This is a genomic window from Bacillus sp. 2B09, from assembly GCF_003946835.1.
Lineage (GTDB): Bacteria > Bacillota > Bacilli > Bacillales > Bacillaceae > Bacillus > Bacillus altitudinis.
Genome location: NZ_RPSG01000001.1, coordinates 524764 through 540365 on the forward strand (window position 1 = coordinate 524764; position 15602 = coordinate 540365).

Annotated in this window: 18 protein-coding genes and 1 riboswitch; of the genes, 6 read left to right on the top strand and 12 right to left on the bottom strand. The window is 39.7% G+C overall.

The window, feature by feature from the left end:
* Positions 1-15: 15 nt before the first annotated feature.
* The 4 genes from stoA to EBQ12_RS02675 all read right to left on the bottom strand — a co-directional run bounded on the left by stoA (position 16) and on the right by EBQ12_RS02675 (position 3143).
* Positions 16-504, bottom strand: a complete 489-nt coding sequence (gene stoA, locus EBQ12_RS02660; RefSeq protein ID WP_008348077.1) for an endospore biogenesis thiol-disulfide oxidoreductase StoA — start codon at positions 502-504, stop codon at positions 16-18.
* A 54-nt stretch (positions 505-558) separates the two neighbouring features.
* A complete protein-coding gene (locus tag EBQ12_RS02665; protein WP_017359440.1) occupies positions 559-1875 on the bottom strand; it encodes a polysaccharide biosynthesis protein in 1317 nt (438 codons plus the stop codon).
* 113 nt (positions 1876-1988) lie between these two features.
* Positions 1989-2642, bottom strand: coding sequence for a cell wall hydrolase (locus tag EBQ12_RS02670; protein WP_017359441.1), 654 nt, complete (start codon positions 2640-2642; stop codon positions 1989-1991).
* 306 nt (positions 2643-2948) lie between these two features.
* Entirely contained in the window at positions 2949-3143 is a 195-nt protein-coding gene (locus EBQ12_RS02675) for a hypothetical protein (RefSeq protein WP_008348081.1), read from the bottom strand.
* Between the two features lie 167 nt (positions 3144-3310).
* Here EBQ12_RS02675 and EBQ12_RS02680 point away from each other — a divergent pair, with 167 nt between their 5' ends.
* Positions 3311-3499, top strand: coding sequence for a YkvS family protein (locus EBQ12_RS02680; RefSeq protein ID WP_003211747.1), 189 nt, complete (start codon positions 3311-3313; stop codon positions 3497-3499).
* 133 nt (positions 3500-3632) lie between these two features.
* Positions 3633-4157, top strand: a complete 525-nt coding sequence (locus EBQ12_RS02685; protein WP_035392243.1) for a GNAT family N-acetyltransferase — start codon at positions 3633-3635, stop codon at positions 4155-4157.
* A 99-nt stretch (positions 4158-4256) separates the two neighbouring features.
* On the opposite strand, the gene EBQ12_RS02690 is transcribed toward EBQ12_RS02685, so the two are convergent.
* The 6 genes from EBQ12_RS02690 to EBQ12_RS02720 form a co-directional block, all read right to left on the bottom strand.
* Positions 4257-4475 (bottom strand): hypothetical protein, encoded by a 219-nt coding sequence (locus tag EBQ12_RS02690; protein WP_017367128.1) that lies wholly within the window; start codon positions 4473-4475, stop codon positions 4257-4259.
* Between the two features lie 258 nt (positions 4476-4733).
* Entirely contained in the window at positions 4734-5231 is a 498-nt protein-coding gene (gene queF / locus EBQ12_RS02700) for a preQ(1) synthase (protein WP_003211403.1), read from the bottom strand.
* Positions 5232-5248: 17 nt separating this feature from the next.
* Positions 5249-5980, bottom strand: a complete 732-nt coding sequence (queE, locus tag EBQ12_RS02705; protein ID WP_035392248.1) for a 7-carboxy-7-deazaguanine synthase QueE — start codon at positions 5978-5980, stop codon at positions 5249-5251.
* Entirely contained in the window at positions 5973-6413 is a 441-nt protein-coding gene (gene queD, locus EBQ12_RS02710) for a 6-carboxytetrahydropterin synthase QueD (protein ID WP_035392251.1), read from the bottom strand. Before queD ends, queE begins: the two co-directional genes overlap by 8 nt.
* Positions 6414-7070, bottom strand: a complete 657-nt coding sequence (gene queC / locus EBQ12_RS02715) for a 7-cyano-7-deazaguanine synthase QueC (RefSeq protein ID WP_025207244.1) — start codon at positions 7068-7070, stop codon at positions 6414-6416.
* A gap of 158 nt (positions 7071-7228) precedes the next feature.
* A riboswitch (PreQ1 riboswitch) is annotated at positions 7229-7273 on the bottom strand.
* A 71-nt stretch (positions 7274-7344) separates the two neighbouring features.
* Positions 7345-8388, bottom strand: a complete 1044-nt coding sequence (locus EBQ12_RS02720) for a YkvI family membrane protein (protein ID WP_048003074.1) — start codon at positions 8386-8388, stop codon at positions 7345-7347.
* Between the two features lie 245 nt (positions 8389-8633).
* Here EBQ12_RS02720 and EBQ12_RS02725 point away from each other — a divergent pair, with 245 nt between their 5' ends.
* The 3 genes from EBQ12_RS02725 to motB all read left to right on the top strand — a co-directional run bounded on the left by EBQ12_RS02725 (position 8634) and on the right by motB (position 12858).
* Positions 8634-10739, top strand: coding sequence for an ATP-dependent Clp protease ATP-binding subunit (locus tag EBQ12_RS02725; RefSeq protein ID WP_074042069.1), 2106 nt, complete (start codon positions 8634-8636; stop codon positions 10737-10739).
* Positions 10740-11303: 564 nt separating this feature from the next.
* Positions 11304-12098, top strand: coding sequence for a flagellar motor stator protein MotA (motA, locus tag EBQ12_RS02730; RefSeq protein WP_008346088.1), 795 nt, complete (start codon positions 11304-11306; stop codon positions 12096-12098).
* Positions 12091-12858, top strand: a complete 768-nt coding sequence (motB, locus tag EBQ12_RS02735) for a flagellar motor protein MotB (RefSeq protein ID WP_024719648.1) — start codon at positions 12091-12093, stop codon at positions 12856-12858. Before motA ends, motB begins: the two co-directional genes overlap by 8 nt.
* 186 nt (positions 12859-13044) lie before the next feature.
* Here the strand turns inward: motB and mhqR are convergent, their stop codons facing one another.
* Positions 13045-13500, bottom strand: a complete 456-nt coding sequence (gene mhqR / locus EBQ12_RS02740) for a MarR family transcriptional regulator MhqR (protein WP_003211701.1) — start codon at positions 13498-13500, stop codon at positions 13045-13047.
* Between the two features lie 204 nt (positions 13501-13704).
* Between mhqR and EBQ12_RS02745 the strand changes: the two genes are divergently transcribed.
* Positions 13705-15204: an ATP-binding protein gene (locus EBQ12_RS02745; protein WP_008346092.1), complete on the top strand. Its 1500-nt coding sequence runs from the start codon at positions 13705-13707 to the stop codon at positions 15202-15204.
* 51 nt (positions 15205-15255) lie between these two features.
* Here EBQ12_RS02745 and EBQ12_RS02750 read toward each other — a convergent pair whose 3' ends face one another.
* Positions 15256-15498 (bottom strand): aspartyl-phosphate phosphatase Spo0E family protein, encoded by a 243-nt coding sequence (locus tag EBQ12_RS02750; protein WP_008346101.1) that lies wholly within the window; start codon positions 15496-15498, stop codon positions 15256-15258.
* Positions 15499-15602: the final 104 nt, after the last annotated feature.

Consider the following 15602-nt stretch of genomic DNA (forward strand, 5'->3'; position numbering starts at 1 on the left):
CAGAAAGCTTGTGTTCTAAGAATTTGTCCACTCTTTGATTTGTTTTTTCGTCAGCGGACCTACATGGTTTTTGACCACTTCACCCTTTTCATTGATGAAAAAAGTCGTCGGGATCGTAATGATTTGATATTTCTTCATCATTTCGCCGTGCTCATCGAGAACGATCGGAAATGTAAACTTTCTGTCTTTCACAAATTGGGCAACAGCATGCTTGCTTTGCTCAGCACCAAGTAAATTAACAGTCAGTATGTCTACATCACTTTGATTTTCTTTCACGATCTGTTCAAAGGCTGGCAGCTCCATTTTGCAGGACGGGCACCACGTTGTCCAAAAATGCAGAATGGTCCGTTTCCCTTTCACCGGGATCACCTGCGTTTCACCTGTTAATGTAGGAGCTTCTATCCTCGGCGCCATGACAGGCTCTTTTGCTTCAGCCTCTATGTTCATCAGAAATAAAAGAAGGGTCATCATGAGAAGACTGGCGGGTAGATATTTACGATTCATCAGCATCTTCCTTCCTGATTTTCCTATAGCTTGCCCGCTAGCTGCACATGACATTCAAGCTTTTTTCAATGTAAGAAACATGGAGACGCCGAGTTCCTTGCAAATCGTCGCATAATGCAAAGCAGTTAATAGCAGCATCCCCGTGTTCATTCCTAAGATAACGCCCATCATATTTAAGGATTCGATGGATCCTAGGAAATACACCATAGAGAACGACACCACGTGCACCCATATATTATGTAGGAACACATCTTTAATAAGACCCATACCAATTAAGCACGCTTGAAACGGCATCACGAACAGGTGGCATAAGAAGTAAGGCCATAGCAGCTGCAAGTAGACGGCTGCTTGAGGTGAGTCAAAAAAGAGCTGCGTGAGCGGATAAGCGAAATAATACATGATCATCACCGCTGGCACCCCGTATCCAAACGTAATGAGAATCGCTTGTCTGACACGTTTTTTCACGAGATCATACTGCCCCAAGGCATAGGCTTCTGATACATTCGGAATCATCACAATCATAATGGAATGAGCGATAAACGCCGGAAAAAAACCGATCGACATCGCTACGCCAGCAAGCATTCCGTAATGATCAACAGCAAGCGTACCAGAAATGCCCGCTGCAACGAGGGCTCCTTTGATTAAAAACGGTTCAATCGCATTGGCAATGGCATGAAAGATACGCATACCTGTTGTCGGAATGGAGACTGCTAACAAACGTTTTCTGACGTCAATCCCTCTTAACTCAACCGATCTGACATTCACAGCATTTTTTGCCATGACGTATTGGGAATATAAATAGATAAAGACGACGAGATCACTTGCAACAATCACACCAATCGCGATAAGCACTGCTGTTTCAATATCAAACGAATACCAATGAAAAAACAAAAACAAACAGATAAGCTGGATCGTTTTTTTCAGCATATTGGCTAGAGCAATTCTGCCCATTTGTTGCTTGCCCATAAAATAGCCACGTGCAATGGAAGTAAATGCGATGATTGGAATGAGTGACAGAACCAAGCCCTTCATCAGCGGATGATACGATTGAAATACAGGAATGAAAGGCAGTACAATGGCTGCTATTGCCGTTGTTGTGCATGTCACCACAAGCGTCATTTTAAATGCATGGCGAAGCATACTTTTATGAAGCCGCTCATGCGATTCTGCAATGAATTTTGAAATGGAGACTGGCAGCTCTAAGCTGGCGATCACAAGCACAAGCATGATGATGGGAAGGATGCTCATATATAAACCCATTCCATGTTCTCCAAGCTCTCTCGCTAAAATCATATTGACTAAAAACTCGATACACTCAGCAATGAAAGCTGCGACAGATAGCAGAATGACCCCTTTTACAAATCGATTCATGTAGCCTCCCCTTGTCTAAAAGCAAATTCTTTTCACATTCTATGAGACAAGTCCTGAAAATATTTTAATAATTGAAGACAAAAAAACAGCGACTGATTGATCGCTGCTTTTCTTTACACTGCAAACACATGACGGCCAATGCGTTCTACAATTTTACGAGAACGAATCCAGTTATCTGTCGCCGTTTTTGGATTATAAAAATATATCGCCTTTGTTGTTCTGTCATCTTCTTTGACAACCTGCTTCACAGCTTTTACGGAATCCTGGTCTGCCTTATCATTGATACTTCCATTTGATACGGGCTGAAAGGCATTTCGCTGATAAATCACGCCTCTGACACTGTCAGGAAAAGAGCGGTGTTCCACGCGGTTTAAGACGACGCTTGCTACAGCTTTTTTCCCGGCGTAAGATTCACCTTTTGCTTCGGCATGTACCAACCGAGAAAGCAAGTCCATTTCTTCATTAGAATAGTGTGATTGATTTCTTGAGCTTGCTGGCTTTGCCGTTTCCTTTTTCTTCGGCTTCGGTTTTGATGCCTTTTCCTCTGTTGACGTGCTTAGCATTTTCACTTTAGGCTGATGTTTCTCCTCTGAAAACGCTGGGATCACGGTATGCTTTTCATCTTGATCTATATATGAAAGCTGATGCTTTACAGGTGCTTGTCCAAGTTTCTGACTTAATGTGCCTTCTTGCTCTTGTATATTGTCCATCTTGATCGCTGAGATGAGCATAAGGATGGCAAAAAGAGCTGTATGAATTTTGATCATTCGCCTCATTCCTCCTTTAATCAATGTAGGCCGTAAGATACTTGTCCACTCTAACAAGAGCTTCTTCTATTTTCACGCACAAAGATTTGCATGCCTGTCCAAATTCCGTCATTAAATGGCATGTCCTAGTTGAAATACGCATGAACTGGTAATGTAAGCGTTTAATATAGTCTCTTTTTAGCCTATAATCATCCTTATGCTCCTGATTATGGGTTATTACATTTTCTTTTCATATGTATCAAGCTGGTTTGAAGTGTGACAAAAGAACCAAAATAAAAAGCTTTTTCTCATGAATGAGAAAAAGCTTTAGCTTCTTGCTTCTTTAAGATATTCAAAAATAACATCTCCACCATGCTTGGCGATTCCGCGAAAATGTTTAAAATCATCTTGATTGACCAATACAGAACGAAATGTTAAAAAATCATCCTTTTGAATGGTCACTTGTTTTTCAGTACCATTCCGTAATGATTCTAGTATTGTGTTGATGTGTTCTTCAGTCAAAAAAATCGCTCCTTTTCAGCCTTGATCAAATATTAAATATACCATTCGTTTTCAAAGCGTACAACGAAAACGAAAGAAAAACGTCTTTATCCTTTACATTGGTATGAAAATATTGCAAAATACTTTTTAATAGGGAATGAAATCTGTTTTTAAAGGAGAGGGATCGGTTGAAGATTGCAAAAATTGGGAATGTGATCGAATTTAGAAATGGTTTAACAGGTGTAGTTGAAAAAGTGAATGAAAACTCTGTTATTGTGGATGTCACCATTATGGACAACTATAGAGATTTAGAACTGGATTCACTAACAGTCGTTAATCATAAAAACTATAAAATCATCAAAGACTCCGTACATTAATTTGCAATCCTCAATTCAGCCTACCGTTACATAAGGATATACGAAGCAGAGCTGATCACAATACCTTACTTTTTATGTTTTATGTAAAAAAAGTGATCTGATGCAATATTAGCTCTAGATAGGAGAAACTAATATGCAACATTCAAATGATATCATTGTACGTTTTGGAAAAATAGAAGATGCTGAAACTACTTTAGAAATTCAAAAATCAGTGATTGCTGAGTCAGATTATTTACTGACAACGCCGGAAGAATACAAAAAAACCTTGTTAGAACACAAGGAATGGATACAGAAAAGAATAGAAAACGAAAATGAGACGTACATAGTTGCCCAAACTGGCGATCAAGTCATTGGATGGATAGCCTTTGAACAATCATCAAATAGAAAAAGAACTTCTCACGTTGGTTCTTTCGGCTTGATGGTTGATAAGAGCTATAGAGGTTTAGGCATAGGGGAAATGTTACTAACAGCATTATTAAATTGGGCAGAAAAGAACCCTTCAATTGAAAAGGTTAGTTTAGCCGTTTTCTCCACAAACCAAAAAGCTATTTCTTTGTATAAAAAGATGGGCTTTTTAGAAGAAGGGCGTAAAATCAATGAATTTAAAATAAATGATCATGAATACTGGGATGATGTATTAATGTATAAGCTCGTTTAATACGATGAAAAAGAATTGCAGAAATAAAGACATAATAAATTGAATCATCAATTTATTATGTCTTTTTCTTATTTTCTCTTACATCATTTGATGAAGGCGTCAGTCTTTTTGCGCGTGAAAGGTTTGCATTTCCGCTTTTGTTTTGTACATATCAACTTCTTCAGGTGTTATCACGCCTTTATCAATTAAAAGGGCGATCACTCCAAGTAATGTGGAGGCACTCCATTTATATCGTTCTTTGTTTTGATGTTCAAGCATTTGAAGCTCTTCCCTCAATTCCATCAGCAGCTTCTCTGTTTTGTCTTCTTTGTTTGCCAACACAAACGCCTCCATTTTCATTCGCTCGTTTCAATTTTATCTTAAAGTAAATATATCAAGAATAAAAGCATGATTCACCTTTACAAACATACGTTCTGTCGTGTATACTATACATACGAGCTGGTAGCCCCCAGCCGTCCTAGCAAGTTCTATTCCTATTGGTATGAGAAGAGTGACATGACTCTTCTCTTTTTTTATATGCCATCATAATCTACTCCATAAAAAAAGACATGTCATCCGCATATCTTTTTTTATTTATTAGCGATTATCAATCGTTTCTGGATACATATCGTGATTCATCATACGATACGATGCCATCTCTTCATACTTTGTCCCAGGTTTTCCGTAGTTCGTATACGGATCAATTGAAATACCGCCTCTTGGTGTAAATTTGCCCCATACTTCGATATATCTTGGGTCCATTAATTCAATGAGGTCGTTCATGATAATATTCATACAATCCTCATGGAAGTCACCGTGGTTACGGAAGCTGAACAAATATAATTTTAATGATTTACTTTCGACCATGATTTCATTTGGGATGTAGCTGATATACACGGTCGCAAAATCTGGCTGCCCTGTTTGCGGGCAAAGTGATGTGAATTCTGGGCAGTTGAATTTCACAAAATAATCTCTATTCGTATGTTTATTCGGGAACGTTTCAAGCACTTGTGGTGCATAGTCAAACAAGTAATTGGTCCCCTGGTTTCCTAGTAAAGTGACACCTTCTAATTCTTCTGGTTTTCTTGTCGTCATTTTGTCTCTCTTCCTTTCTATACGCCTCGTTTATTTCCCCACAATAGCGTGTGCAGTTGTGGTAAGACTCTCACACGATTCAAATCAGGGTCTTGCGCTACTTGATCTACAAGCATTTCGTATTTCTTTAATAAGTGCGTCAATAGGTACGCATCATCAGCTGTTGTTGTATCATCATTTCCCACCTGCAAATAAAAAGGAAGTTCTGGGTATTTCGCATGGACATCCTTTGCATAGGCTAGATCAAAATCATCAAAGATGACGACCTTCAGGCTTGCATGATGTAATCTGTTTCCATTTTTCAATTCATCTATGATACGCGTTAGTTTCGTAAAATCTGTTTTCATATTTGAACTTGGTGGTTTTGGAGAAATGGTTAAATCATCTATCTTCAAAAACCAATCTTGATACATCGTTCCCTGCGTTTCAAGCGCCGTATCAATTCCTTCTTCATGCAATAAATCAATAAGTGATTCCATTTGTTTCAAAAGCGCAGGATTCCCACCTGAAATGGTGACATGAGAAAATGCCTTTCCACCTATTCTCTTCAGCTCTTTTACAATGTCCTCTGCCTGAAGCCACTGAATATCATGCTTAGCTGATCCATCCCATGTAAAAGATGAATCACACCAGCTGCAAGAGTAGTCACAGCCAGCCGTTCTGACAAACATGGTTTTTTGGCCAATGACCATTCCTTCTCCTTGAATGGTTGGACCAAAGATTTCTAAGACAGGAATCGCTTTAGTCATTGAGCTCAACTCGTTTCGGACGGTAAATGCAGTAGCTTGTTGGTGTCTCTCTGACAAAAACTTGAACACATGTCGGCTTGTTCGCTAAAGTCGATAAATACGCTGCGACTTTGTCATGTACGGTCTTTGCGACAACCTCAGTGGTTGGCATCGCGTATCGATCGTTTGATGAGAATTCCTCATGATCATTGAGCAGCGTGTGATCGTACTGCCCATGAATAAGCTTCTTCAATGTACTGAAATTGACAAGGAAACCCGATTCATCTAGCTCGTCTCCCGCAATCGTGATATTGATGGTATACGTATGACCATGTACACGGCTGCAGGCGCCAGCATCTTCTCTTGGGATAAAGTGTGCTGCCGATACATGCATATCTTTATTCAATTCAAACGAAAATGGGTGATCCGTTTGTGGATAAATTTGAGAAAGCATTTAGTTTGCCTCCTTCATTTTCATATACGTGTCATAGCCATTTTTCCGAAGCTTACATGCAGGACATTCCCCGCAGCCATCAGAAATGATGCCATTATAGCAAGTGAGCGTTTCATTTTTCACAAAATCTAGCGCATTCAGTTCATCAGCCAGCTTCCACGTTTCAGCTTTATTCAGCCACATGAGCGGCGTATGGATGACAAATGGTTTTTCCATTGCCAAATTCACCGTGACGTTACAAGATTTCACAAACTCATCTCGACAATCTGGGTAGCCGCTAAAGTCTGTCTCGCACACACCCGTGATAATATGACGTGCTCCAATTTGATACGCAAGAATGGATGCAAAGGATAAGAAAACTAAGTTTCTCCCCGGAACAAATGTGGAAGGCAGTTCTCCTTCTTTTTCTTCAATATCAATGTCATCTCTTGTTAAGGCATTGGGTGCAAGCTGATTTAAAAGAGACATATCTAATAGATGATTTTTCACACCTAGTTTGTCAGCAATTCTTTTGGCGACATCAATTTCTTCTTGATGACGCTGATTATAATGAAAGGTTACCGTTTCAACCTCTTTAAATTGTTGAAGTGCCCATAGTAAACATGTCGTACTGTCCTGTCCCCCGCTAAAGACAACGACCGCTTTTTCATTTTTCATTTTTCCTTTTCCTCCTTTTGCAGACCCGTACCACCGCACAAAGCTGCATCTGAAAGGTTCATGAAAACCCCTATTTTCTCAAAAGAAAAGACACCTTTACATGTGTATGAGGTGTCCCAGCCATAAAAAATAAAAAATGCCACATCCAAGGATACGGCAAGTCCTTAGTTTTTTATAGAGGGTTTTGCTAGAACCTCTCCCGTTTTCACGGATTTTTGTTCAATTTTCACAGAGGATAGTGTACCACATAATTGGTGTACAAGCTATCCCTTCTTTACTTATCACCTGATGCAGGCACTTTTTTCAGACAAAGGAAGAGGATAAAAAAGATACTGACATAGCCAAAAACAGGGTAAACCGTTGAAATGAGTGTGCCGTATCCAATTTTACTGATCACATAACAGCAAAGAAGAATAAAGGATATCGTATACGTACTGTTCAATCGGATATACACCCTCACTTGTCTTTCGAGACCGTATAAATTCCCTATAACGGATGTAAAGACTTCACCGAAGATCACGAATAAATAGATGAGATGAATGGAGTTTGCGACTTGATACACCACTTGAGCCATCGGGATATCATACGCCTCCAGCATTTCTAATGAAGAAAGGGATAAAAAGCAGGCGAGCAGAATGAGTGTCAACATCAGACCTCCAAGCACCGCTCCCTTTTTTATAACGGCTTCGGATGTCATTTCGTTTGCGACCGGCACTAATACGGCTTGAGACAGCGCTAAATTAAATGCACCATATGAAATCGCAGACAACATCCATTCGCCCTCTCCCATTTGCAGCCCCAGAACGTGGCTTTCACCGCTACTAAACACAAATGAGTCTAGAAACACAATCAGCGAAAAGAAAATCAGCATTGGAACGACAAGTACATTGACACCAAATAACCCTTTTGACCCTTTAAAAAGGACAATGACACTTAAAATAATCGTTAAAAAAATACCATATTCTTTTGAGATGCCAAGTTGTTCTTCAAAAATAGCGCCTGCTCCAGAAATCATCACTGACGTAACACCTAGTAATATAAAAAACATGACGATGTTAATATATCGACTCGCAGCAGCTCCAAATAAAAACCGATTCATATCTTGATAAGACTCCGCTTCAATTCGTTTGGAAATCAGCATCATTTTTGCGCCAAGGCCGGTAAAAATAACACCGCTAATCAAAATCCCGATCAATCCAATCCAGCCAAAACGAACAAAAAATTCTACGATTTCTTTTCCTGTCGCAAACCCAGCTCCAACCACTGTTCCTACATATACAAAGGCAAGCTGAAAAGCGGATTCATTTGAACGTTTCATATGACCCCTCCGCACCCATCACTTTCGATTGTCTCTTTTTTATCCTATGAGACAAGTTCCTTGAAAAGAAGGACAAACCATGATTAAATGCAAAAAAGGATTTTTCATTCAGCTATGAGCAAAACAGTTGAAAGTCAAAATAGGTCAGAGTATACTATAGTCAAAGATGGTCAAACAACAGACCATTTTATTTAACATTCATTGGTCAAATAAAGTCAAACTTTATTTTAAGGAGGTCATGGCTCATGCGTTGTCAACATTGTCAAGTAAATGAAGCAACGATTCGCCTGAATATGCAAGTAAATTCGTCCCGTAGCCAAATGGTTTTATGTGAAGACTGCTATACCTCTTTGATGGAACAGTCAAAAATGAAAATGGGTCCTAACCTTTTCGGAGGCGGTTCATTCTTCTCTGAGCAAGCAGGACATGCGACGAGCCAAGAGCGGCCTAAACAAAAAGGCTTACTCGATGAGCTTGGCCGGAACTTAACGGATGGCGCACATGCTGGTTTAATCGATCCTGTCATTGGCCGTGATGAAGAAGTCACAAGAGTCATTGAGATTTTAAATAGAAGAAATAAAAACAATCCTGTCCTCATTGGTGAACCTGGTGTTGGTAAAACGGCCATAGCCGAAGGACTAGCACTAAAAATTGCAAATGGAGATGTACCAAATAAATTAAAGAACAAACAAGTTTATTTATTAGATGTCTCTTCACTTGTGGCAAACACAGGTGTACGTGGTCAATTTGAGGAACGGATGAAGCAATTAATCAAAGAATTGCAAAGCCGTAAAAATATCATCTTATTCGTTGATGAAATTCATCTTCTTGTAGGCGCAGGCTCTGCCGAAGGGTCAATGGATGCCGGAAACATTTTGAAACCAGCTCTAGCTCGAGGGGAACTGCAGCTAGTAGGTGCGACAACATTAAAAGAGTATCGTCAAATTGAAAAAGATGCTGCCCTTGAACGCAGGTTCCAGCCCGTCATGGTTGATGAGCCAACACAGGATGAAGCATTCGAGATATTAAAAGGCATTCAAGATAAGTATGAAGCCTATCATGGCGTCACCTATTCTGACGAAGCCATTAAAGCGTGTGTTCAATTATCTTCGCGGTATATTCAAGACCGCCACTTGCCGGATAAAGCCATTGATTTAATGGATGAAGCAGGTTCAAAAGCGAATCTCTCCATTGATGCAGCAAGTGAAGATGAATTAACAAACCGTCTTGCGCAAATCGCCGCTGAAAAACAAGCTGCTTTAAATGAAGAACGATATGAAAAAGCAGCGAAGCTTCGAGACGAAGAAGAAGCGATTGAAGCGAGATTGCAAAACAAAACAAATGTCAAAGAACATGTCGTCACAGCTGAGGACATTCAGTCGATTGTAGAACAAAAAACAGGTATCCCTGTCGGCAAACTGCAAGCAGACGAACAAACAAAAATGAAAGAAATTGATGTCCGCTTAAAAGCCCGCGTCATTGGTCAGGAACATGCGGTTGAAAAAGTGGCGAAAGCCGTAAAAAGAAGCAGAGCCGGCTTAAAATCAAAACATAGACCAACTGGCTCCTTCCTTTTCGTTGGGCCAACAGGCGTCGGGAAAACCGAATTGTCTAAAACATTAGCGGAAGAATTATTTGGCTCAAAAGAAGCGATCATTCGTTTAGATATGAGTGAGTACATGGAGAAACATTCCGTGTCCAAAATCATCGGTTCTCCTCCTGGTTACGTTGGACATGATGAAGCCGGACAGCTCACGGAAAAGGTTCGCAGAAAACCATACAGCATCATTTTGCTCGATGAAATCGAAAAAGCGCACCCTGATGTCCAGCATATGTTCCTTCAAATCATGGAAGATGGCCGTCTAACAGACAGTCAAGGCAGAACCGTCAGCTTTAAAGACACAGTTATCATTATGACAAGTAACGCTGGCAGCACAGATAAAAAAGCAGTCAAAGTCGGATTCCAGTCTGAACAAGAAGAAGCCATCGAAGAACAATCATTGATTGATTCACTGAGCGCTTATTTCAAACCGGAATTCTTGAACCGTTTTGACAGCATCATTCAGTTTGATTCATTAGATAAAGACGATTTAGTCAAAATTGTGGATCTTCTGCTCAAAGATTTGTCAGAGCAGTTAAAAGAACAAAATCTAACTGTTCACGTCACAAACGAAGCGAAAGAAAAAATCGCTGAACTTGGTTACCATCCAGCATTTGGGGCTCGTCCGTTACGAAGAACGATTCAAGAGCATGTTGAAGATCAAATGACGGACATCTTGCTTGAAGAAGAAAAACTTACTGGATTTACAGTCGATGTTGAACATGACGAAATTGTTGTGAAAAAGAGCTAAGTACATCCTAAGGAGGATCTTCAGCTCCATCATGTGGCAGTGTCTAAATTCCATCTGAGCGCCGACGCTCCCCCGCCTCTTTTCCTTTACGATAAAAGAAAAAGAGGTGGATCACATGGATCACATGATCAATTGGAACTACGATTTGATCAAAATCATACATGAAGAAAAATTAAAAGAATTGCTCTTAGATGAAACAGCTCAAAAAAGATGAAGTTTCCAGATTGTTGACAAAGAGCTAAAATGAACTTGATTTTAGCCCTTTGTCTTCTTTTCAGCGTGATAGAAAACCTTTGCAGCCCTAGGAAGGACGAGTACTGGCGCGGAGCGAATGTAACATTCGTGAGCACCAGCACGCAAGACTGACAAAGAATGCGAGGGTTTGCCTACACGCTGAAAACTCCCTTTTATATGAGGGAGTTTTCTTTTTTTACGGCTTCCAGAAAGCGCTTTTGTCAAAATTTCTTCACATAAACTGTCTTAATTTTATATTCTGACTAAAACCCTTCTAGAAGACACCGATATTAACTATAGAAAAAGATAGTTAAAGGATTTGGTGAGATAATGGACAAAACATCGTTAATTGGTATTATTTTAGCATTTATTGCACTGAGTGTCGGTATGGTTTTGAAAGGTGTGAGTCTAACCGCTCTTATCAACCCGGCGGCTATATTGATCATTGTGGTTGGGACAATTTCAGCTGTTGTCATTGCCTTCCCATCTAGTGAAATTAAGAAAACACCAAAATTATTCGGCAAAATTTTCAAAGATAGCAAGCTTCCAACGATACAAGAAATGATTCCTCTATTTTCAAACTGGGCACAAATTGCTCGTCGTGAAGGTCTTTTGGCATTAGAGGCAAATCTTGAGGAAGTCGATGACGATTTTCTAAAGAACGGCTTAAGCATGGCAGTTGACGGTCAAAGTGCTGAATTTATTCGCGACGTCTTAACAGAAGAAGTCGATGCCATGTCGGAGAGACATCAGTCAGGCGCATTAATCTTTACACAAGCTGGTACATACGCTCCGACTCTAGGGGTACTTGGTGCCGTTGTCGGACTTATTGCCGCACTTGCAAACATGGGAGACATTGAAGCACTTGGACATGCGATTAGTGCTGCCTTCGTCGCCACACTGCTAGGGATTTTTACAGGGTATGTGTTGTGGCATCCATTTGCCAACAAGCTGAAGCGTAAATCAAAGGAAGAAGTAAAGCTGCGTCTCATTATGATTGAAGGGATTCTTTCTGTCCTTGAAGGCCAGTCTCCAAAGGTCATTGAGCAAAAACTTCTGATGTACTTACCAGCAAAAGAACGTGCAAATCTTGTCATTGAAGAAGGAGAAAAACAGAATGGCTAGGAAACGTAAAAAACATGATCATGAAGACCATGTAGATGAGTCTTGGCTGATCCCTTACGCCGATCTTCTTACGCTTCTTCTCGCCCTCTTCATTGTGCTGTTTGCATCTAGCTCCATTGATGCGGCAAAATATGAACAGATGGCTAAATCGTTTAATGTTGTCTTTACTGGCGGCACTGGCGTAATGGACCAATCGAGCATGCAGAGCACCGAAGAAACAGAAAACAGTAATCAAACCAAAAAATCAGCAGAAGATGAAGAAGAAGAAGCAAAAGCGAAAGCTCGTGACCAAGCGGTTTTAACAAAGGTTAAAAAGCAAGTAGATTCATTCATTGCGGATAAAAAACTTGGTTCGAAGCTTGAAACAAAGCTGACGGATGAAGGTCTGCTTATTACAATTGAAGACAGCATCTTCTTTGATTCTGGGCGAGCGGTGATCCGCTCGCAGGATGTTCCGTTAGCCAAAGAAATATCAAAACTGCTCGTCATTAACCCTGCTCGTGATATCGTCATTAGCGGACATACAGATAACGTTCCGATTCGGAATTCTGAATTTGAATCCAACTGGTATTTAAGCGCCATTCGTGCGGTCAACTTTTTAAATATTCTCCTTGAAAACAGCAACCTAGACCAAGAGAACTTTAGCACAAAAGGTTACGGTGAATTTAAACCGATTGCCTCTAACGATACCGCAGAAGGCAGAAGTAAAAACAGACGCGTCGAAGTTCTTATTTTGCCAATTGAGAAAAAAGCAAAATAAATAGGAAGCCAGCAGCTTCCTTTCAGATCATGACAAAGGGCTAAAATGATGTTTATTTTAGTCCTTTGTTTTTCTTATGAGCGCGATTGAAAGCGCTTGTCGTTTATCGGTGCGCAGGACTGACACCATATGCGAGGATTAGTCTACATACTAAAAAGGAAGCCAGCGGCTTCCTTTTTTATGTGTTTATTCTTTATGATCATATAAATGCTTGGCACGCAGCCCTACATGTTTGAGCATATCGATGCAGGCATCCTTTTCCTCTTCACTAAGCACACTGATCATCTCGTGAATCTCTTTTGCATGATCTGGGAAGATGTCATCAAGCAAAGCTCTTCCCTGCTCCGTAATATGTGCAAATGTCACCCTGCGGTCTTCTGCACAAGCTTTCCGGCTAAGGAGTTCTTTTTTCTCCAATTTATCAACCACATACGTGATACTTCCGCTTGCGAGTAAGATCTTATCACCTATTTGCTGAAGCGGCTGATCACCTTTATGATAAAGCAATTCTAATACAGCAAATTCAGTTGGATTCAGACCGTGCTTCACAATATGTTTGTTCATGTGGTGGTTAATGGAGCGATAGGCACGTGATAGTACAATAAATAATTTCAAAGATTTCTCAACATTATGATTTTCCATTTTTTATCATCCTTTATGAAATGCAACCCACTAATGTGACATTAATAAACAATAAGTAAAATGTCAACATGTTGAACCATTTTTAGCATGAAAAAGAGACCAGAACGAATCACCTAATTTTTTAAAAATCTCACAAGTCATCGTAATAAAGATAGGTTCAATGCTATAATAAGTCTATTAGGTAATACGTTGGAGCGATGAATCATGAGTATACTGAAAGGGTTTTGGAAGAAGATCAAGCTTTACCTTATTTTGGTCGTGATTCCAACCCTCATCATTAGTTATTTTATCTACGAAAAAGAAACTGAGAAAATTGATGTAAAAAACAAACAAACCGCTACACTTATGTTAAATATTCACAAAAACCAAATGAATTATTTAATCAGTGAAACAGAAGCAAGATTAACTTCCCTTGCCATGGGATTTGACCAGCCGCTTGAAACGAAAAGAGTACAAAACATCCTAGAGAAAATCTATAAACAAGAACCTCGTTTTTCAGGCCTGTATCTCCTAGACCAAAAAGGAAATGTCACAGCCAGCACCACACCATTAAAGGAAAAAATCAACCTGTCATTTAGAGATTACTTTAAACGTATTCAAGTCACAAAACAGACCGTCATCACAGATAACTATGTAAGCCGCATTACTAAGCAGCGGATTCTCTCCATTTGTGTCCCTGTTTTGAATGAAAACGACGAAGTCACGGATGTGCTAGTCGCTGCGATTCAAATTGATTATTTAAGAAATATTATGAATGTATTAAACCCAGAGCTTCATTTTAAGATGCTGAATCAAAATGGAGACGTTGTGTTTACAAGTGGTCCACAGCCAGCATCTGAAAGTGATAGTACCGTGTCTACATATTTAGATGAAAACAGCTGGAAGCTGGAGGTTTTTCCGCAGCGTGCGACAACAAGTGAAGTACTGTCTGTGATGCTGTTTCCTTTATCCAGTGCATTTATTCTCTTAAATATCTTATTCACACTCGTCCAATATATCATTTTAAGACGACAAACCCAGCAGGAACGCCACCAAAATGAAGCACAAAAACTTGAACTCATTGGAACACTCGCGGCAAGTACAGCGCATGAAATTCGCAATCCATTAACAGGCATTAGCGGGTTTATTCAACTTTTGCAAAAGAAGTATCGTTCAGAAGAGGATCAGCTTTATTTTTCTGTCATCGAGGAAGAAATTAAACGGATTAACCAAATCGTCAGTGAGTTTCTTGTGCTAGGAAAACCAACGGCTGAAAAGTGGCAAAATAATTCTGTGAAAGAAATTGTGAGTGAGATCATGCCAATTGTATTTTCTGAGGCGAACCTTTATAATGTCGAGGTTGATTTGCAAATCAATACCATTCAAGATGTTGGCGTGTATTGCACGAAGGATCACATTAAACAAGTGGTATTGAATGTAGCGAAAAACTCGTTAGAAGCGATGCCAAATGGCGGTCATTTGAAGATTGTCATTGAGGCTGAAAAAGAACAGGTCATCATAAAAGTGAAAGATACAGGTGAAGGTATACCAGAAGAGATGCTGAAACATATCTTCCTCCCTTTTATTACGTCGAAGGAAAAAGGAACAGGTCTTGGGCTTGTTGTGTGTAAACGAATCATTTCGATGTATGGGGGGACAATCGATATCGAGAGCGAAGTGAATAAAGGAACAACCGTGATCATCATGCTCCCTTCTGCACACTAATAGCTGAAACATTCAGCCGGTTTTGCTAATGGCAAGACCGGTTTTTTGATGTCAATAAGAAGGACGATTGACAGAAAGGAGACTCATTTGTGATACAAGATCATGAAAGGAAGCAACAGATTGTTGTTCATGAAAAAGAAGATATTGATACTCATTCATCAAGTTGTCCAGTTCTTGACTATATTTAATTGTCGTCTCACCTGTATAGCCTTCTACTTGAGCAGCTTCTACCATTTGTCTTCTCTTTTCATCAATTGACATTAATAGCTGTTCTTTCCGTACATAAATATTCATGATCTCAGCTCCCGCTATGAATTCGTCTGTCTACGCTCTAAATGATCCGACACCAAAATTATACTTTATTTGTAAATTAAATTAAATATGCTTATTTTATTTAA